15 protein-coding genes are annotated in these 20378 nt (G+C 50.3%); all 15 read left to right on the forward strand.

From position 1 onward, the window contains the following. Nucleotides 1–31 precede the first annotated feature (31 nt). The 15 genes from scfB (at nt 32) to VN447_RS05165 (ending at nt 20367) form a co-directional block, all read left to right on the forward strand. A complete protein-coding gene (gene scfB, locus VN447_RS05095; protein WP_325523481.1) occupies nt 32–1387 on the forward strand; it encodes a thioether cross-link-forming SCIFF peptide maturase in 1356 nt (451 codons plus the stop codon). Nucleotides 1388–1419: 32 nt separating this feature from the next. Further along, a complete protein-coding gene (gene hypF / locus VN447_RS05100; protein ID WP_325523483.1) occupies nt 1420–3690 on the forward strand; it encodes a carbamoyltransferase HypF in 2271 nt (756 codons plus the stop codon). Between the two features lie 2 nt (nt 3691–3692). Beyond that, the gene (locus VN447_RS05105) at nt 3693–3920 is read left to right on the forward strand and encodes a HypC/HybG/HupF family hydrogenase formation chaperone (RefSeq protein ID WP_325523485.1); all 228 of its coding nucleotides are present in this window, start codon (nt 3693–3695) and stop codon (nt 3918–3920) included. Further along, on the forward strand, nt 3904–5001 hold the full coding sequence (gene hypD, locus VN447_RS05110; protein WP_325523487.1) for a hydrogenase formation protein HypD: 1098 nt from the start codon (nt 3904–3906) through the stop codon (nt 4999–5001). Before VN447_RS05105 ends, hypD begins: the two co-directional genes overlap by 17 nt. Next, complete coding sequence (hypE, locus tag VN447_RS05115) at nt 4994–6010, forward strand: hydrogenase expression/formation protein HypE (RefSeq protein WP_325523489.1); 1017 nt, start codon at nt 4994–4996, stop codon at nt 6008–6010. Before hypD ends, hypE begins: the two co-directional genes overlap by 8 nt. A gap of 84 nt (nt 6011–6094) precedes the next feature. Continuing rightward, entirely contained in the window at nt 6095–7510 is a 1416-nt protein-coding gene (gene rpoN / locus VN447_RS05120) for an RNA polymerase factor sigma-54 (protein ID WP_325523491.1), read from the forward strand. 294 nt (nt 7511–7804) lie between these two features. Next, the gene (locus tag VN447_RS05125; RefSeq protein ID WP_325523493.1) at nt 7805–8371 is read left to right on the forward strand and encodes a glycerol-3-phosphate responsive antiterminator; all 567 of its coding nucleotides are present in this window, start codon (nt 7805–7807) and stop codon (nt 8369–8371) included. Between the two features lie 299 nt (nt 8372–8670). After that, complete coding sequence (locus VN447_RS05130) at nt 8671–9396, forward strand: MIP/aquaporin family protein (RefSeq protein ID WP_325523495.1); 726 nt, start codon at nt 8671–8673, stop codon at nt 9394–9396. A gap of 85 nt (nt 9397–9481) precedes the next feature. Continuing rightward, entirely contained in the window at nt 9482–10978 is a 1497-nt protein-coding gene (gene glpK / locus VN447_RS05135) for a glycerol kinase GlpK (protein ID WP_325523497.1), read from the forward strand. 184 nt (nt 10979–11162) lie between these two features. Next, on the forward strand, nt 11163–12773 hold the full coding sequence (gene glpA / locus VN447_RS05140) for an anaerobic glycerol-3-phosphate dehydrogenase subunit GlpA (RefSeq protein WP_325523499.1): 1611 nt from the start codon (nt 11163–11165) through the stop codon (nt 12771–12773). Then, a complete protein-coding gene (gene glpB, locus VN447_RS05145; RefSeq protein ID WP_325523501.1) occupies nt 12760–14004 on the forward strand; it encodes an anaerobic glycerol-3-phosphate dehydrogenase subunit GlpB in 1245 nt (414 codons plus the stop codon). Before glpA ends, glpB begins: the two co-directional genes overlap by 14 nt. Before the next feature lie 52 nt (nt 14005–14056). Then, a complete protein-coding gene (locus tag VN447_RS05150) occupies nt 14057–15250 on the forward strand; it encodes an anaerobic glycerol-3-phosphate dehydrogenase subunit C (RefSeq protein ID WP_325523503.1) in 1194 nt (397 codons plus the stop codon). Nucleotides 15251–15285: 35 nt separating this feature from the next. Further along, the gene (phnD, locus tag VN447_RS05155; protein WP_325523505.1) at nt 15286–17109 is read left to right on the forward strand and encodes a phosphate/phosphite/phosphonate ABC transporter substrate-binding protein; all 1824 of its coding nucleotides are present in this window, start codon (nt 15286–15288) and stop codon (nt 17107–17109) included. A 324-nt stretch (nt 17110–17433) separates the two neighbouring features. Continuing rightward, on the forward strand, nt 17434–19194 hold the full coding sequence (gene pyk, locus VN447_RS05160) for a pyruvate kinase (protein WP_325523507.1): 1761 nt from the start codon (nt 17434–17436) through the stop codon (nt 19192–19194). Between the two features lie 135 nt (nt 19195–19329). After that, entirely contained in the window at nt 19330–20367 is a 1038-nt protein-coding gene (locus tag VN447_RS05165; protein WP_325523509.1) for a sugar-binding transcriptional regulator, read from the forward strand. Nucleotides 20368–20378 lie beyond the last annotated feature (11 nt).

Consider the following 20378-nt stretch of genomic DNA (forward strand, 5'->3'; position numbering starts at 1 on the left):
TAAGACGCCTCCGTTAGAAAGAGGAATACTAATGCAAGTTCATAAATTTTATTTAAACGGTCTATATATTGTTCTTGATATTAATAGTGGCGCCGTACATATTGTCGATCAATTGGTGTACGATATACTGGATATTTATGACGGTTCCAACGATGACGAGGTCGTTGCCGCACTTGCCGATAAATATGACCAAGCCGCAGTCGGCGAAGCAGTGACTGAGCTCAAAGAATTAGTGAAAGCCGGGCAGCTGTTTGCACCTGAACTGACAGTGCCGTTGACTTTTAGCGATAAACCGCTGGTTAAATCGCTGTGCCTGCATGTGGCCCATGACTGCAATCTGCGCTGTGGCTACTGCTTTGCCGGAACAGGTGATTTCGGTCATACCCGTGGCCTCATGCCCAAGGAGATCGGCGAAAAAGCTGTAGATTTTATTATTGAAAACAGCGGGCAGCGCCGTAATTGCGAACTGGACTTTTTCGGCGGTGAGCCGCTGTTAAATATGGATACTGTCCGTCATGTCGTCAGCTATGTCCGGAAACGTGAAACTGAAACAGGTAAAGTGTTTAAGCTGACACTGACGACAAATGCCGTACTGTTAAATAATAGAATTATTGAGTACTTAAATGCTAACAATATCAGTCTGGTGCTCAGTCTGGATGGACGAGCGGAAACGCATGACCGTATGCGGCCATGTGTTGACGGCAGTGGCAGCTATGATGAGGCTGTTAAGCTATGTAAGCAGGTAGCTGATTCCCGCGGCGACCAAAACTATTACCTGCGGGGCACGTTTACAGCCTACAATCTTGATTTTGCCGCCGATGTGCTGTCAATGGCCGATCTGGGCTTTAGTCAACTGTCTGTTGAGCCGGTTGTGGCGAAAGAGGCGGATTACGAATTGACCGAAGAGCACCTGCCGGAGCTCTATCACCAATATGAAATATTGGCCGAGGAGTATCTGGCACGCAAGCTGGCCGGCAAGGGGTTTGACTTTTTCCATTTTAACCTGGATTTGAGTAATGGTCCCTGTGTAGCCAAGCGCCTGAGCGGCTGTGGAGCAGGGCATGAGTACTTTGCCGTGACGCCTGAGGGTGATTTATACCCGTGTCACCAGTTCGTCGGACGGGATGAATATAAGTTGGGCAACGTATATGAGGGTGTCTGCAATACTGAGCTGCCGGTAAAATTCCGTCAGGCACATGTCCTGAATAAACCAGCCTGCCGTGAGTGCTGGGCCAGATTCTACTGCAGTGGCGGCTGCCATGCTAACGCTGATTTGTTCCATAATGACCTGCGTAAGCCTTATGAATTGGGCTGCGAATTACAGAAAAAACGTCTGGAGTGTGCTATCATGATCCAGGCTAAACTCGCTATCGCGAATCAGGGATAAGATTACTGAATCTAGCCCTAAGGAGTTTTACTATGACTTGTGCAGCAGTTCATATTCATATAACCGGTATCGTGCAAGGGGTGGGTTTCCGCCCCTTTGTTTATAATCTGGCCGGGCGGTATGGGGTAAGCGGCTGGGTATCGAATAATGCCAGTGGCGTTGATATTGAAGCCGAGGGCAGTCAGGCCCAGCTTGATGGATTTGTCACCGCACTCCGGGGACAGGCTCCCCCCTTGGCAGTCATCGAGGCGATTACGGTCAGCAGCCTGGAACCGCAGGGATATGCGGGCTTTCATATCAAGCCAAGTGTTGATGGCGAGCAGAAGACTGCGCTGGTGTCGCCTGATGTTGCTACCTGTTTGAGTTGCCGGGAGGAGCTTTTACAGCCGGGGGACCGGCGTTACCGTTATCCCTTTATCAACTGTACTGACTGTGGACCGCGTTATACAATTATTCAGGATATCCCCTATGACCGGCAAGCGACCACAATGAGGGAGTTTATCATGTGTCCGGCCTGCCAAACCGAATATGACAACCCGGCCAACCGGCGTTTTCATGCCCAGCCCAATGCCTGTCAGGTGTGCGGCCCCGTATACCGGCTGCTGGACAGGACGGGACAGCCGGTCGATGGTTGTGAACAGGATGTGTTTGCAACGGCGAGAAGGCTGATCGCAGACGGCGCTATCCTGGCCATCAAGGGCATTGGCGGCTATCACCTGGCAGTCAATGCCTTTGATGGTCTGGCTGTAGAACGGCTAAGAACGCGAAAGGTGCGGGAAGATAAACCGTTTGCCGTCATGGCTGGCAGTCTCGGGGCGATTAAAGGACAATGCAGGGTGTCAGCCGCTGATGAACAACTGCTTGTTAGCGCAGCCCGGCCTATTGTGCTGCTGGCCAAGGAGACGGGGTATAGTCTGGCAGACCAGATAGCACCAGGTAATCCGTACATCGGCAGCATGCTGCCATATACCCCGGCGCATTACTTATTACTTGCTGATGATGATATCTGGGTAATGACCAGTGGCAATGCCAGTGATGAGCCTATTGCTCATGAGGATGCCGATGCTGCAATAAGGCTTAAGGATATTGCCGATTATTTTCTGGTCCACAACCGGGATATTCACTGTCAGGCCGATGATTCTGTGGTTAGAACAGTTTTAGACAAGCCATACTTCATACGTCGCAGCCGGGGCTATGTGCCGGCGCCGGTCAATCTGGTGCGGGAACTGCCACCGGTGCTGGCCGTGGGCGGTGAGCTTAAAAACACCTTTTGCCTGACAAGAGGCAAACAGGCCTTTTTGAGTGCACACACCGGCGACCTTGAGAATTTGCCCACCTATCAAGCCTATGTGGCAGCCATAGAGCATTTCAAAAAATTACTCAATGTTACGCCGCGGGTTGTCGCCTGTGACCTGCATCCCGAATATCTGTCAACCAAGTATGCGGCAACGCTTGATTTGCCCTGTGTGGCAGTTCAGCATCATCATGCCCATATTGCCGCAGTCATGGCCGAGCACCGGTTGACTGAGCCTGTTATCGGCGTGGCTTTTGACGGCACAGGTTATGGTCCTGACGGCACTCTGTGGGGCGGCGAATTTCTGGTGGCTGACTTAACCGGCTACCGCAGGCTGGGGCAGCTGGCCTATATGCCGCTGCCAGGCGGGGCGAAAGCGATCAAAGAACCATGGCGGCTAGCGGCCTGGCTGCTTAAGGAACTGTACGGTCAGGATTTTATCAATATGGATATACCGTTTGTGCATAACCTGCCGCCAGGCTGGGAGCTTGTATTGCACGCTGCTGAAAAAGGCATTAATACGCCGCTGTCATCAGGGGCAGGCCGGCTGTTTGATACCGCTGCCGCACTGCTCGGCATCAGGCAGAGTATCAATTATGAGGGCCAGGCCGCTGTTGAACTGGAACTGGCTGCTCAAGGTGTCGCAGGCCGGGTGCGGCCTTATACAATTAGTGAGGCCGGGGGTACATGGGTGCTTGAATGTAAGCCAATGTTTGCCGGCCTGTGCCAATCATTGATGAAAGGTATGACAATACCGCAGCTTGCCGCTGATTTTCATACCACATTGGCTGAAGCCGCCAGCACGCTTGTTCTAAAAATCAGCAAAGCCACCGGTCTTAAACAAGTCGCCTTAAGCGGCGGCGTTTTCCAGAATATCACACTGTTAACCCAAGTTATCGGAATGCTCACACAATATGGTCTCAAAGTATATCTTCACCGGCAGACGCCGCCTAACGACGGCGGCCTGGCACTTGGCCAGGCTATCATTGCCGGGGAAAGGAGCCGGTAATTATGTGTTTGGCTGTTCCTGCCAAAATCATTGAACGAACAGAGTTTATGGCTACTGTTGATATCAGTGGCGTAACCCGCCAGGTTAGCATTATGTTGCTGCCTGACGCCGTGGTGGGCGATTATGTGCTGATCCACGCCGGTTTTGCTATTCAGGCTATTGATGAAGAAGAAGCCCAGCGGACGCTGGAACTATTTAAGGAGCTTGAGCAATATGCGGTTGACAGCTGAGGAGACAGCCCGTGCTGCCCGCTTTTTCACAGATGGCATAAAAAGCCTGGCCAGCCGTCCGGTGCGTATTATGGAGGTGTGCGGCACCCACACAGTAGCGATCTTCCGAGCCGGTATCCGGCAGCTGCTGCCGGCAACTGTTGAACTGGTCAGCGGCCCCGGGTGTCCGGTATGTGTGACGCCCAATGAATACCTGGATACGGCTATTGCCTACAGCCGCCGTCCGGATAGCATTATCACGACCTTTGGCGATATGCTCAAAGTGCCGGGATCAGAATCCAGTTTAATGGCTGAAAAGGCGCGGGGCGCTGATATCCGCATTGTCTACTCGCCACTGGACAGTTTGACGATTGCCAAGGAAAACCCTGGTAAAAAAGTCATTTTTCTGGCTGTTGGTTTTGAGACAACAGCGCCTACTGCGGCGGCCACGATACTACAAGCCGGCCAGCAAGGTCTCACTAATTTTTTCGTCTTGTCAGCCCACAAACTGGTGCCTCCGGCGCTGAAGGCCATCTTAGCCACGCCTGAAACAAAAGTCGACGGTTTTTTGCTGCCAGGACACACAGCAACCATCAGCGGCCTTGAACCCTACCGCTTTGTCGCGGAGGAACATGGTGTGCCCGCAGTTGTTACCGGGTTTGAGGCGCTTGACATTTTGCAGGGCGTATACATGCTCTTGGAACAGATAAGTGCCGGTAAGGCCGAACTCATGAATCAATACCGGCGGGTGGTCAAAGCCGAAGGCAACCCGGCGGCCAGGAACATTCTGGATCAGGTGTATCAGCCTGACGATGCTGCCTGGAGGGGCTTTGGCGTTATTGCTGGTTCCGGCCTTGGGCTAACGGCAGACTTCCGGCGTTTTGATGCCAAAGTGGCGTTGCCGCTGGCCAGGGTAGAGTCGCGAGAAGCAGCTGGCTGTCGCTGTGGTGAGGTGTTGCGTGGCCTCATTATTCCGGCTGACTGCCCGCATTTCGGCCTTAGCTGCACACCTGAGCAGCCTGTTGGTGCGTGCATGGTCTCGGTCGAGGGGGCTTGTGCCGCGTGGTACAAATACGGGCAAGGACGGTGGAAGTATGAATAACCGGGAAGAACGCATCCTGCTCGGTCATGGCAGCGGCGGTCGCCTCAGTCATGACTTGATAAAAAATATTATTCTGCCAGCGTTCACCAATCCTGCCCTGGCGGAACTGCATGATGGTGCGCGGCTGGAACTGGGCGGCGCCCGGCTGGCGTTTACAACTGACAGTTATGTCGTTAAACCCCGTTTTTTTCCTGGCGGCAACATCGGTAAGCTTGCTGTGTGCGGTACAGTAAACGACTTAGCCATGTGTGGCGCTCAGGCATTATATCTAAGTGCCGGGTTTATCCTGGAAGAAGGACTGCCTGTTGCTGAGCTTAAACAAATTGTCGAATCCATGCGCCAAACGGCGTTGGAAGCCAATGTAGATATTGTCACCGGTGACACCAAAGTAGTGGAAAAAGGGGCTGTTGACGGCATCTATATCAATACTGCCGGGATTGGTGTGATGCTGCCTAAAGCCCACATTGCTGCTGAGCGCGTCAAACCGGGTCAGGATATCATTGTCAGCGGACATCTCGGCGATCACGCCATCGCCGTTATGAGCGAGCGGCACGGTCTGACGCTGCCTGAGCAAATTATCAGCGACTGCACCCCACTTAACAAGCTCATCCAGGCTATGTTGACGGAAGTGCCGCAAATCACCATGCTGCGTGATCCTACCCGGGGCGGGCTGGCGACCACGCTAAACGAGATTGCCGCTGACGCCGGGGTGGGCATGATTCTGGAAGAAAGCGCTATACCGGTGCGGCCTGAAGTAGTGGCCGTCTGTGAATTATTGGGATTTGATCCTTTATACCTTGCCAATGAAGGAAAAGTCATTACCATTGTCGAAAAAGAATATAGTGAAAAAGTTCTGACGATAATGCGGCAGCATGAGATCTCTGCCGCTGCCCGGATCATCGGGGCGGTGACAGCTCAGCCGGCTGGTCAGGTGGCGCTTCGGACTAACGTGGGCGGACTTCGCTTGTTAGACATGCTGTCAGGCGAACAATTACCACGAATCTGTTGACATATTTTATAATGCTTCAATAGTATTATGGTATAAGGGCAGGCACAAGCCTGTCAGATGCTAACAGGGGGAGGGTTAACGGGTGTGCAATTAGACTACGGACTTAAGTTAGAAACAACACAAAAACTAATCATGACTCCCCAGCTACGCCAGGCAATTGCCATTCTGCAGCTTCCATCCATGGAATTGGCGGCGCTTGTGGGAAAAGAACTATTGGAAAACCCGGTGCTTGAGGCTGATGCCGGTGAGAGCGAAAACGAGAATGGCGATGAGCCAACAGCTGTGGCTGAGCCACCTGCCGTGGAGTACGACAACCAGCCTGAGGCTGATGGCTGGATTGAATATCTGCTCAGCGGCGCACAGACGTCTGCAGGTAATCAGACAGGGACGGCAGAGACAACGCAAGCGCGGGAAGTAGCTGATGCCCAGACTGTATCACTGCAAGACTACCTGGAAATGCAGCTGCATTTTGCTGTATTTGAATCGAATCACCTTACAGTCGGCAAATATCTGATTGGCTGTATTGACGATAACGGCTATTTATGCGGTACAACAGCCGAAGCGGCTGCCCGCCTGGGGGTAACTGAGGCCTGCGTGACCGATGTCCTCAATATTATTCAAACCTTTGACCCGATCGGTGTGGGTGCTCGCAGCCTGCAGGAATGCCTGCTTATTCAATTAGCGCAGAAGCCGCAGCCTAGCCCGGAAATTAGCCTGGCTTCAGCAATTATCGGTGAATATCTTGACCAAGTGGCGTGCGGTCGCTATAAACAGATTGCAGATAAGCTGCATTGTACAGCCCATGAAGTCCAAGAGGCTGTCGATATAATCCGTACGCTTGACCCTAAACCGGGACGGGCTTTTGGGGGCGGTCAGCCTGGGTATATTACACCTGACGTTACGATTGAGCGCCTGAATGATGCATATGTCATTCATATTAATGACAATCATGTACCGCAGCTGTCAATTAATCCTTATTACCGGCAGATTGTCCGGGACGCCGACAGTGATGCCCGTAAGTATGTTGAAGGCCGGATTAATTCAGCTGTCTGGTTGATAAAAAGCATCGAACAGCGCCGCCGCACCTTATATAATGTGACGGAGGCTATTATTGACCTACAGCGCGGGTTCTTTGACCATGGCCCTAAGTTTTTGAGGCCGTTGACCATGAAAAAAGTGGCCGAGCAAATTGGTGTTCACGAATCGACAGTCAGCAGGGCCACAGCCAATAAGTATGCGTGCACCCCGCACGGCGTGTTTGGAATGAATACCTTTTTCACCTCAGGTCTCCAGAGTAGCGGCGGCGAGGATGTGTCAGCCAGCCGGGTGAAACAAGAGCTGAAAGAACTAGTTTCTTCTGAAAACCAGTCCCAGCCCTTAAGTGATCAGGCGTTAAGTGACCTGATGAACGGCAAAGGAATCATGGTTTCACGTCGTACAGTGGCCAAATACCGGGAAGAATTAGGAATCCCTGCATCGAGTAGACGTAAAAGGCATTAACTGTGGTGGGTTATTTTAGGATCTCTGAATGTGCTTCGGCTCTTTTGGAGGTCTTTTTTGTTGCAACAAAATAACCGGAATGACGGTTATACCATTTTGATGCGGTATAGCAGCAGCTTTTAAGGATGAAAATACTAATAAACCTTCCTTTGCGGGAAAGTTTATTTATTGCAAAGATATGGAATATTATTACCGTTATGCCATTAAATGGCAAAATTTAAATAAATTTGGGAAAGGTATATTGAAATCAATGGCGAATAACAAATTGGAAGATTACGTTAAGGTGGTGATTGTATGGCACAAAACAGCGTTATCATGTCATTAAGTGATGGTTATATTATACCGGCGCCGCGTAACTATGAGGACTTTAAATATGCTATTTCCCATTCTTCAAGTCCTAGTGTCAGTTTGCTGTTTGGCGATATTAACATCCTTCCTGAACTTCTAGCGCAAGCCCGTGAGCATAAAAAGCGGGTATTGGTACACCTTGACTTGTTAGGAGGTGTTGGCAAAGATAAGGCCGGTATTCTGTTCTTGGCACGAATGGGTGTGTCGGCTATTATCACCACAAAGCCGCAGCTTGGTAAAATTGCCAGAGAATCAGGAATGCTAGTTATCCACCGGCTGTTTTTGATGGACTCGGAGGCCATTAAAACAGGAGTAAATCTGCTCAAGGGGTACAAACCGGATGCGCTTGAACTACTGCCGGCATCTGTCCCATCCAGTGTAGTTGCTGAATTGGCGGGCTTGACAGGGTTGCCTATTTTGGGAGGCGGGCTTATGCATACTAAGGAAGAGGTTCAGCAGGCAATAGACAGCGGCCTTAGTGCAGTAAGCGCCAGTAAACGCGAGCTGTGGTAGTTCTAATTAACAGGAATTGTATGTGAAAATAATAATTTTCAAACAATTTAAAAAGCGGCAGGAATTATCTCAGCAAGACAGAATATATAATAGCAAGAAGTTAATATAGGGACAGAGATAAAAGAGAAGTCCGAATTTTTCGCCGGAGTTGTAATTGCAATCCTGTAGGCGTTAATTTGGGCTTTTATTTTATTTTGTGTCGTCCTAAGGAGGTGCGTGGCTGGCAGTAGCAAAAGGGCAATAAATGAAGGTGTTTATCTGAAAATTCTAATTTATCTAAAAAGAGGAGGGTATTCTCTATGACTAATTTGTTTGGTGAATTTTTTGGAACGATGGTTCTCTGTATTTTTGGTTGTGGTGTTGTTGCCAACTGCCTGTTAAGTAAATCCAAGGCAGAAGGCGCTGGTTGGATGGTTATTGTTACAGGCTGGGCCATGGCAGTTATTCTTGGCGTATTTAGTGCAATCGCTACCGGCGCGCCACAGGCCGACCTTAATCCTGCAGTAACCTTTGCAAAAATGTTCTTAGGTGTATATGAGCCTGGGCACGCTGTAATGACAATGCTGGCTGAAATAGCCGGCGGCATCGCCGGTGCAACCGTGGTTTGGCTAACTTTCCTCCCGCACTGGGAAATTACTGAAGACAAAGGTCTCAAACTTGCTGTCTTCTCTACCGCTCCGGCAATCCGCAATACTTTTGCTAACCTGCTGTGTGAGATCATCGCCACTGCCATGCTGATCATCTGTATCTTTGCAATCTTCTCTAAGCCTGTTGGCAGCTTGGCTCCTGGCTTCGGCCCTTACCTTGTTGGTATGTTGGTCTGGGCACTTGGTCTCAGCTTGGGTGGTCCTACCGGTTATGCTCTTAATCCGGCCCGTGACCTTGGTCCCCGTATTGCCCACGCAATTCTGCCTATCGCCGGTAAAGGCGGCTCAGACTGGGGTTATGCCTGGATTCCTGTTGCCGGTCCGATGGTTGGCGCAGGTGTAGCCGTTGTTGTGGCTAAAGCTGCTGGATTGCTATAAGAGAATCTTATAAAAGCCCATTGGCATCTCAACATTTCATACGTAGTCCAAAAAATATGATACGAAAAAAGAGGGAGTTGCTGTTATGACAAAAAAGTATGTACTTGCGCTTGATCAGGGAACTACCAGTTCACGGGCCATTTTGTTCGACCAAGAGTCTAGCATTGTTGCTGTTGCTCAGAAGGAATTCACTCAGATTTTCCCGAAACCAGGTTGGGTAGAGCACAATGCTGACGAAATTTGGAGCTCACAAATTAGTGTCGTGGCGGAAGTTGTAGCGAAAGCAGGTATTAGTGCTGCCGATATCGCCGCTATCGGTATCACCAATCAGCGCGAAACCACTGTGGTATGGGATAAGACCACAGGCAAACCGGTGTATAACGCTATTGTCTGGCAGTCCCGTCAAACTATGGAAATTTGTAATGACCTTAAAGCCAAAGGTCTGGAAGCTACCTTCCGCCAAAAAACAGGCCTGGTAGTAGACGCTTATTTCTCCGGAACCAAAGTTAAGTGGATTCTTGATAATGTTGAAGGTGCCCGCGCCAAAGCAGAGCAGGGCGACCTCTTATTCGGAACGATTGACACCTGGCTAATCTGGAAATTGACTGCAGGCAAAGTGCATGTAACTGACTACTCCAACGCTTCCCGGACCTTAATGTATAACATCCGTGAACTCAAGTGGGATGAAGAACTTTTAGCAGCACTCACCGTTCCGGCCAGCATGCTGCCTCAAGTTCGCCCATCCAGCGAAGTTTACGGCAATACCGATCCTGGTGTGTTCTTAGGCGCTGCCGTGCCGATCGCCGGCGCTGCCGGTGACCAGCAGGCTGCTCTGTTCGGCCAAACCTGCTTCAAACCTGGTATGGCTAAAAACACCTATGGTACCGGCTGCTTTATGCTTATGAACACCGGCGACAAGGTATTTGAATCCAAAAACGGGTTGTTAACAACCATTGCCTGGGGCCTTGACGGTAAAGTCGAGTATGCTCTGGAAGGTAGTATCTTCGTAGCCGGCTCAGCGGTTCAGTGGCTGCGCGACGGACTCAAACTTATTGATGCCGCTCCTGACTCTGAATACTATGCTAAAAAGGTCAGCGACGCCGAAGGCGTGTATGTGGTTCCAGCCTTTGTTGGTCTGGGCGCTCCTTATTGGAACATGACAGCCCGCGGCGCTATCCTTGGTCTGACCCGCGGTACTACCAAGGCGCATGTTGTTCGCGCTACCCTTGATTCCATGGCTTATCAGACAAAAGACGTTCTAAGCGCTATGGAAGCTGACTCTGAGATTAAACTGCAGGCACTTAAAGTTGACGGCGGGGCTGTAGTAAACAATATCCTCATGCAGTTCCAGGCCGATATCCTGGGCGTACCGGTTGACCGTCCGCAGGTTACCGAGACTACCGCTCTGGGCGCAGCCTACCTTGCTGGTCTGGCTGTTGGTGTATGGAGCAACAAAGAAGACTTGGTTCAAAATTGGAAGCTTGACACCCGTTTCGAGCCTAAGATGGCAGATGAGCAAAGCACCAAACTTTATAAAGGCTGGCAAAAAGCAGTCAAGCGCTCGATGGATTGGGAAGAATAAGCCACTGCTCAATAACTATTAAACAATATTGATATATCGGACTTAGAGATGAAGAGAAGTCCTTCTTGCGCCAGTAATCGGCCCAAGGGGACTTCTCTATCCTTTTTTACCCTAAATTACGGAGGCTGGCTAGAAATGCCACTGCTAGGCGTTTATAACCAATCCTCCCAAAGGAGTATAAAATATGCAAGCTACTGTAGTAGTCATCGGCGGCGGGGCAACCGGGGTTGGTATTCTCCGGGATTTGTCCATGCGCGGCGTAAAAACAATTTTAGTTGAACAAAAAGACTTAGCCTATGGCACAAGCTCGCGGTTTCACGGGCTTTTGCACAGTGGTGGCCGGTATGCAGTAAAAGATGCTGAGTCGGCGCAGGAGTGTATTGAAGAGAACTATATTTTACGTAAAATTGCCCGGCATTCTGTCGAAGAAACCGAAGGTTTTTTTGTCAGGCTGCCGGAAGATGATGAACAGTTTGAAGCAGCCTGGCTGGTGGCATGTGCTAAAGTAGGTATTCCAGCCATTCCTATCACCCCGGCTGAAGCGAAACGCTTGGAGCCACAGCTTACCGGCAAGGCAGTTTCAGCCTATCGTGTACCTGATTCAGCTGTTGATGGCTTCAGGTTGGTATGGCAGAATGTCATTTCTGCCCGGAAATACGGCGGTCAGGCTTTGACATATACCGAAGTGACTGCCATTGAACATGTAAATAATCAGGTAGTAGGGGTTAAGGTCAGAAACACACTAACAGGTGAGACCAGCTCAATTGCCTGCGATTATATTGTAAATGCTGCAGGCTCCTGGGTTGGGCAGGTGGCCGGGTTAGCCGGAATTAATGTTAATGTTAAGCCGGACAGGGGGGTACTCATTGCCTTCAATCACCGGTTTACCAGTCGGATAGTCAACCGGCTGCGGCCGCCGTCTGATGGCGACATCTTTGTGCCGCATGGGTCAATTACTATTTTGGGTACAACCTCATCGGCGGCATCCCGTCCTGACGATACGATTCCACGTACGGCTGAGGTGGCGGAACTTCTGAGGATCGGCCAGCCATTATTTGAAGACATCTATAACTATCGTATTCTCCGGACCTTTGCCGGAACGCGGCCGCTGTATAGTGCTGACCCCAATGCAGCAGGCAGGGCGGCGTCCCGTAACTTTACAATTATTGACCATGAAAAAGAAGGTCTTAAAGGTATGGCGACAATTGTCGGCGGCAAACTGACAACCTATCGTCTTATGGCTGAAAAGATGGCTGATAAAGTCTGTGCGCAGCTTGATGTCAAAGCCCAGTGCCGCACTGCCGTGGAAGCGATGATTGACGATGCACCTGCAGCTGATGTGCAAATGGCTAAACGATTCTTCCCTGCTTACAGCGTCAACCGGGCTGTTTCGCGGCTGGGTCCTAAATTAACTGAAGTTGTTAAAGCGATGGAAACCAATCCGGCTAAACGCCAGCTGCTATGCGAATGCGAGATGGTCACACTGGCCGAGGTTGAGGTCATGGCTTCAGATCCCACCAGCTATAGCCTAGAGGATGTGCGACGCAAGACCCGCATGGGGATGGGGACTTGCCAAGGTGCGTTCTGTGGCTTTCGTGGTGTAGGCGTGGCGGCAAAGAATGATTTAATTACAGGTAAGGATGCGCCAAAGCTTATTGAAGATTTTCTGGAAGCACGGTGGAATGGCATTCGCCCGGTACTATGGGGCAATCAGCTGAGAGAGGCCGAACTGATGCGCGGCATCTATGCAGCCGCATTAAATATAGATGGAGCGGTTAAACATGAGAACGAGTGATGTTATTGTTATTGGCGGCGGTTTTGCCGGATTGACGGCAGCGATTACAGCTGCTGGGCGGGGTAAGCAGGTTACGCTTATGACTTCAGGCGCGGGTACGCTTGCCATTGGCGGCGGTACAATTGATTTACTGGGATATCTTGAAGACAGTACGCTGGTAGACAGTCCGCGTGATGGTCTCAGCCGTTTAGCAGCAGACCACCCATACAGCAAAGTAGGCGGTCAGGCAGTGGCAGACGCAGTGCAGTTCTTTCTTAGTCTCTGCCAGGAAGAAGGCTTTGCTTATACCGGCAGTCTGGACAGCAACCATTGGCTGGCTACCGCTGTCGGTACCTTGAAACCCAGCTGCCTGGTACCACTGACCATGGATATGACTCCGGTCAAAACGGCCAGTCATGTAGTAGTAGCCGGTTTTACCAGGCTGAAAGACTATTTTCCGGAACTAATTATTAAAGGGTTAAGCAAAATCCCCGGCTATCAGAAAAATTATGAACAGGTTGTTATTGACCCCGGTTTTGTTGGCGGGCGGGATGTAACAACACTTGATATTGCCAGATGGCTGGACACTCCAACAGGCCAGCAGGCTTGTTTTGAACAGCTGGGTAAGCATATCAGACCAGGAAGTGTTGTCATCATTCCCCCAGTCCTCGGCTCCCGTCCCAATTATGATATCAGGAATAAGTTGGAACAGGCACTCGCCTGCAAGTTTGTCGAAACAGTGATTATGCCGACCGCGATTACCGGGCTCAGACTGCGCGCTATGCTCTTAAACCGTGCAAAAAAACTGGGTGTTAATATTATGGAACAAGCGCATGCCGCTTGGGCTGTGCAGGACGGCAACCGCGTTACAGCTGTTGTTACAAGTAACATCGACCGTGAGCGTAGCTATACCACGCAGGCGGTGATTTTAGCAACAGGCGGATTTTTCGGCGGTGGTATTAGTGCAGACCCTGACAATGTGCAGGAGGCTGTGTTACATCTGCCGGTAGTTGCCCCGCCTGACAGGGAAGAGTGGGGAACACTTAAGCTGTTTAGCGGTGCCGCCCAGCCCTTTGCCAAAATTGGCCTCAAAGTTGATGCCAGCCTGCGGCCGGTAGACGCACAAGGCCGGGTACTGTTAGAGAACGTGTATATTGCTGGCCGTAATCTGGCCGGCTACGATTATTGCCTGGAGAAGTCAGGTAATGGGGTGGCGCTGGTGACAGGCTACACAGCTGGCTTAAACTGTTAAGAAGCTGTCGCTGAACAGTGTACTTTATTATGGATATATGGAGAGAAAATATATGAAAAAACATCATTATAACCCGGATAGTTGCACCACATGCACTGCCTGTGTTGTGCATTGTCCTGTCACTCACGCTATGCGGGAGTTCAGGGGCCCTAAACTGGCCGGACCGGCGGGTGAGCGGTTCCGGTTGTCGGAAGATGATTTTGATGCCGCACTGGAATACTGCTCTAACTGTAAGAACTGTGATATCAGCTGTCCATCGCGGGTGCCGATTTCTACGCTTAATATGAAGGCTAAAGCCCAGTATTATAAAACTCACAAGCCGCCGCTAAGGGATTGGATTTTGTCACATGGCGAACAAATGGCCAAGATGGCTAGTCTGACACCAGGCTTGGCCAATATGGGCATGAACAATTTCCTGAGCAGGGCGGTAATGAAAGGAATCGGCGTTTCCGATAAAGCACCGCTGCCTGCCTATGCCCCCCAGACCTTTATAAAGCAGTTTAAAAAAATTAAGCAGCAGCCCTTTGCCAATAAGGTGGTTTTCTATCCAGGTTGTTTTGTCAACTACAACCAGCCGGAGGTTGGACTTGACGTTGTAGCTGTTTTGCAGGCCAATCATTTCGAGGTTATTGTTCCGGAGGATGCTGTGTGCTGTGGTTCACCGCTGGTGGTTAACGGCTATATGGAGGAAGCTGAAGCCAATGCCCGTAAAAATGTGGGTATTCTAAATAAGTATGTTGAGCAGGGGTATCCTGTGATCACAGCCTGTACCAGTTGTGGTCTGATGCTGAAGCAAGAGTATCAGGAGCTGTTCGAGATCAACGAGCTAGGGAGTGTTGCTGCCCGAATTTACGATATCTCGGAATTTTTGCTTGAACTTTATGATGAAGGAAGGCTTAATACCAATTTTGTCAAGCAGGCAGGCCGGTACCTGTACCATGCGCCTTGCCACCTCAGGGTTCAGGGGATTGGCAGACCTGGTCTGGAACTTGTCAATATGCTTCCCGGCATTGAGGTAACTGATGCTGACGCCGGTTGTTGCGGTATTTCAGGCAACTACGGCTTTAAAGATGACAGGTATGACATTGCTATGTCGATTGGCAGCAATCTTTTTGAAACCATTAAAAGCAGCGGTGTGGCTTCGGTGCTGTCAGAATGCGGCACCTGCCGATTGCAAATTGCTCATGGAGCCGGGGTCAAGACGGCTCACCCTATTGCGTTAGTTCGCGCAGCGTACGGAGTTTAATAAAAACACATACGTAAGTGATGGGAGAAGAGCGTATGGAGAGAAGACGAAGTTGGTTTACACACCTAGTGGCAGGCATTTTCAATGATACGGGGGGCAAGCCGGAACAAGACCGGCAGAATTCAGCGCCGTATGCGTTAGCGCCGGAGGCGCGTGTATGCAGCGATACTGTTGATATGTTTGGTATGGCAGGGGACTTAGCTTTCATATCCCAGCAGTTGGTCTGGGATATGGAACAAAGTAAAGCGGCCTTGAAAAAACTAGGAGAGCTGTCCCTAGCTGTGGCCAGAGAAACCGAGAACAATGCCAGCAGTACCCAAGAAACGGCTGCCGGGATAGAGGAAGTCGCGTCAGCTGCTGGGGTTGTATCCAATTCGTCACGGGAAGTTCTTGTTCAATGCATGGATTCTCTGAAATTAGCTGTCAAAAGCCAGGAAGAATTTATTAAGGTAACCACTAGTATGATGGACATTGCCCGGGTAGTTGAAGGGGCAGCGCGCTCTGTGGAAGACTTGAATGCCGCCTCGCTGCGGATTAGTGAGTTTACCGGTAAGATTCAGGGAATTGCCAGTCAGACCAATCTGCTTGCCCTAAATGCGGCTATCGAAGCCGCTCGGGCCGGCGAGCATGGCCGGGGGTTTGCTGTTGTGGCGCAAGAGGTAAGAACGCTTGCCGGTGAAAGCGCCCAAATTACCCAGGAAATGGATTATATTATCGGTGACATTACCAGTCAGACGAAACAGGTGACATCAACGATGTTGGCAGGCCGGGACAAACTGGCGGGAATTGAGAGTATGGCCCGCAATTCCACCCAGTCTATGCAGGCCATTGTTGATAATATTACCGGCATTGAGCAAACGGTGGAACGATTATGCCAGTTGTCCGAAACCCAAAACCGTACTACAGAACAGATGGCTGGTGCAGTTGACGTAATCGGGGCCGCGACTGTGGAGATTGCCGCAAACACCCAGTCGATGCAAGCCAGCGTAGGCTCCCAGCAGGAAAACCTGGAACAGGTTTTCGGCCATGCCCGGGCCATGACTACAATGGCTGATAAACTGCAGGAAGTGGCCGTGCAGTTTAAGACCTCCCTGGATATAGTGTTTGGTGTCAATCCATTTACCGTACCGCAAATTATCAGGGAGACATATGTTCCTATTCTTGAACATGTTGCACAAAACATGGGGCTGAGAGCAAGGGTCATTATTGTATCCGATTACGACGCTCTTGGCCGGGCTATGTTTAACGGTACCGTAGATGTTGGCTGGTTTTCGCCATTTGCGTATGTTTCTGCCAAAAAAACAGGCAACCTGATTCCTTTGGTTACACCTGTTGTCAATAACAGTGCGTCCTATACCGGGCTTATCATTGGTTCTAAAGACAGGGGCTACGCTAATCTGGACGCTTTGAACGGCAAGAAATTTGCCTTTGTCGACCGGCAATCAGCATCAGGTTACATTTATCCACGGGCCCTGCTTGTTCAAGGTGGTAAGACACCGGAAAAGTTTTTTCAGGAAACGGTATTTTTAGGCAGCCATATTCGAGTTATTGAAAGTGTACTGGATGGAGCGGTCGATGGTGGGGCAACCTATTCTGAGGCGATTGCAACAGCGCGAGGCAGGGGGCTTCAGGTGGAAAAGCTGGCCATTCTGGCCCAGACAGAAGCGATACCCAAAGATGCTATCGCCGGCCGGCCAGGATTAGCTGCTGAACTGTCTGAAAAATTGCGGCAGTCCTTTCTGGCGATTACCGATCAGGATAAAAAATATGGAACGCTGCTCACTAAAACTGGGATTAACGGGTTTACGATCGCGCAAGACGAAGCATACGAGGTAGTTAGAAAGGTGGCTCGTCATTAATATATATAGGTTCAATAAAGATTTAGAGGCATGCTGTTAGTATAAGTCAAGCGTTAGCGGTGGCGCGTTACAAACAGCATGCCGGGAACCAAATCTTCATAGGAGACCGGAAAAAAATGACGTATATTTGATAATAGGCAGGAATTTCATAAACACAGGCGAATATCTATGAACTGAAATAGTATTTTTGTTGCCATAACGGGACGAAATATGTTCATATGGGACAAATAAAGACCCATATTGTAACAAGTTCACACTTGCGCATTGACGAAGAGTGCGCAGTAGTCAGAAAGGTACCTATAAATGAGTAATGGGAGGAAATTTATGCTAAAAAAGACTAAAATTGTTTGTACCGCTGGTCCAAGTACTGATATACCAGGTATACTCGAACAGATGATATTAGCTGGTATGAATGTAGCCAGATTTAACTTTTCTCATGGTTCACACGAAGAGCATGCCCGGCGTATTGCCATGGTACGGGAGGCTTCCCGGAATGTGGGCATACCGGTGGCCCTGATGCTGGATAACAAGGGACCGGAAATGCGTTTAGGGCTTTTTGAGGGAGGCAAGGTATTTTTAACAAAAGGCCAGACCTTCACGCTGACTACCCGGGAGACTCTGGGTAACTCTCAATTGGCTTCGGTTAATCATAAGCTGTTGCATACCGAAATATCTCCCGGCGATATGATTTTGCTCTCAGACGGTCTCATCAGTTTGCTTGTTGAAAGCGTATCAGGTCAAGACATTGTAACAACCGTCCAGAACAGTGGCCCCATTTCTGACCGGAAGCGGGTGGCTGTCCCTGGCGTCTATGTAAAACTGCCGCTGTTATCAGATCAGGATGTGGCGGATATTCGCTTCGGTATCGCACAAGGGGTAGATTTTATCGCCGCCTCATTTGTTCAACGGGCCAGTGACATTTTGGCGATTCGCAAGCTCTTGGAAGAAGCAGGTGTGCAGGGCGAGGTTGAGATTATTGCTAAGATCGAAAACGCCGAAGGGGTCAGGCGTCTTGATGAGATACTCAAGGTGACAGATGGCATCATGGTGGCCAGAGGCGATCTAGGCGTAGAGATTCCGGTAGAAGATGTTCCCTTGGTGCAAAAGCAGATGATTGAAAAATGCAACAAGGCAGGCAAACCGGTAATTACGGCAACGCAAATGCTTGAGTCGATGCTGACAAATCCACGTCCTACCCGGGCTGAGGCCAGTGATATTGCCAACGCTATTTTGGATGGCTCTGACGCGATCATGCTAAGCGGCGAAACGGCTTCAGGCCAGTACCCGCTTGAGGCTGTGCAGACTATGGCAAGACTGGCTGTACGCACTGAACAGTCGCTGCAATTCGATCAATTGCTGCGTGCAAAAGGGATTAGCCAGGAAAAAACGACTACCGAGGCCATTAGTCATGCCAGTGTCCAGGTAGCTCACGTATTAGGTGCCTCTGCCATTCTTACATCTACCCATACAGGCTATGCCGCCAAAATGGTTTCGAAATACCGGCCTAAATCGGCGATCGTGGCTGTTACTCCAAGTGAGAATACGTTGCGCCGTATGCTGCTTTCCTGGGGCGTATACCCAGTGCTTGCTCCGGGCTCGCAAAATACCGATGAAATGGTGACTAACGCCGTGGGTGGGGCTTTATCTACTGGTATTGTCAAAGAAGGCGACTTGGTGGTTATTACCGCTGGGGTTCCTATGGGAGCATCAGGGACAACCAACCTAATCAGGGTGCATGTTGTGGGCGACATTTTACTGCGGGGGACAGGTGTTGGCCGAACCGCAGTAACCGGTAAGATTTGTGTAGCCCGGTCGCTGAAAGATGTTACAACGAAGTTTCAATCTGGCGATGTTTTGGTCGTAAAGGCAGTTGACGAGGAAACGGCAGTGTACGCAGCAAAGGCGGCTGCGATTGTGGCTGAAGAAGGCGGACTTACTTCGCAGGCAGCCATCGTTGGTACCTGCTTTGGTATTCCAGTCATTGTTGGCGCCGATGGAGCTACCGAGCGTTTGGCAGACAGTGCAGTAGTTACGGTTGATGCAGCGCGAGGCATTGTGTATAGCGGCGAAATCAACGCTAGATAAAAAATTACCTATATTTGTTTAATAGGCAGGAATTTCATAAACACAGGCGAATAGTATTAACATGAAATAGAAATTTTGTTACCATTACGGGACAAAATATGTTCAACTGGGACAATTGAAGACCCAAAGGGGATTATGGTGGAAAAGATTATTCAATTACAGCGCAAGATCGCGCCTGAATTAACACAAATTATTGAAGCAAGATATAATCTCCTGCGGCATATTCAGCATGCCCAGCCGGTTGGCCGCCGGGCGGTGGCATCTATGTTGGATATGGGCGAGCGCGTCGTCAGGGCACAGGTAGACTGGCTAAAGGCCGCCGGACTTGTCGAGTTTTCCCAATTGGGGATGAGTGTCACTGCCGAAGGTCAGGCTATGCTGGCCGATTTAGCTGAATATATCCGCCTCTTGCATGATTTGGTTGGGCTTGAAGCAGAGCTCGCTGAGCGATTAAACCTGAGGAAAGTGATTATCATCCCCGGCGACAGTGAGGCTGACAGCACCGTTCGGCGTGAGCTTGGCAGGGCGGCAGCAGGTGTACTTGGTCAGCATTTGGGAGATAATATGGTTGTTGCTGTAAGCGGCGGTTCCACCATGGCCAAAGTAGCTGAAGCCATCAACTTTAGCGTGCCGACCACTGCTGTTGTACCGGCCCGGGGCGGGCTTGGCGAGGTAGTAGAGTATCAGGCCAATACCATCGCTGCGGTGATTGCCGGCAAGCTGGGCGGGCGCTATCGCCTGCTGCATATTCCCGACGGGGTTAGTGAGGAGACACTTGAAGCTATCCTAGCCGGTGATGCCAATCTACGGACTGTAGCCGAAGTCATTAAAAAAGCCAATATATTGGTTTATGGCATTGGTGAAGCGGCTGAGATGGCGGAACGGCGCGGTATGCCGGCAGAAACGATCGCTGAGATTGAGCGCCGGGGTGCCGTTGGTGAAGCGCTCGGACAATACTGCGCGCTGCCAGGGCAGGTAGTCTATGTTACCAGTAGTATCGGTTTACGACTGGATGACTTGGCCGGAATTGGCACAGTCATTGCCGTAGCCGGCGGCAGTGCCAAAGCTAAGGCAATTTTGGCGGTAGCCGGCACAGGCGGGCAGGATGTGCTCGTCACTGATGAAGCTGCGGCCAAGGCCATTCGGTTACTTATAAACACAAATTATATTTAGGGGGAATTTCA

It is taken from the genome of Sporomusa sp. (assembly GCF_035561155.1).
GTDB lineage: Bacteria > Bacillota > Negativicutes > Sporomusales > Sporomusaceae > Sporomusa.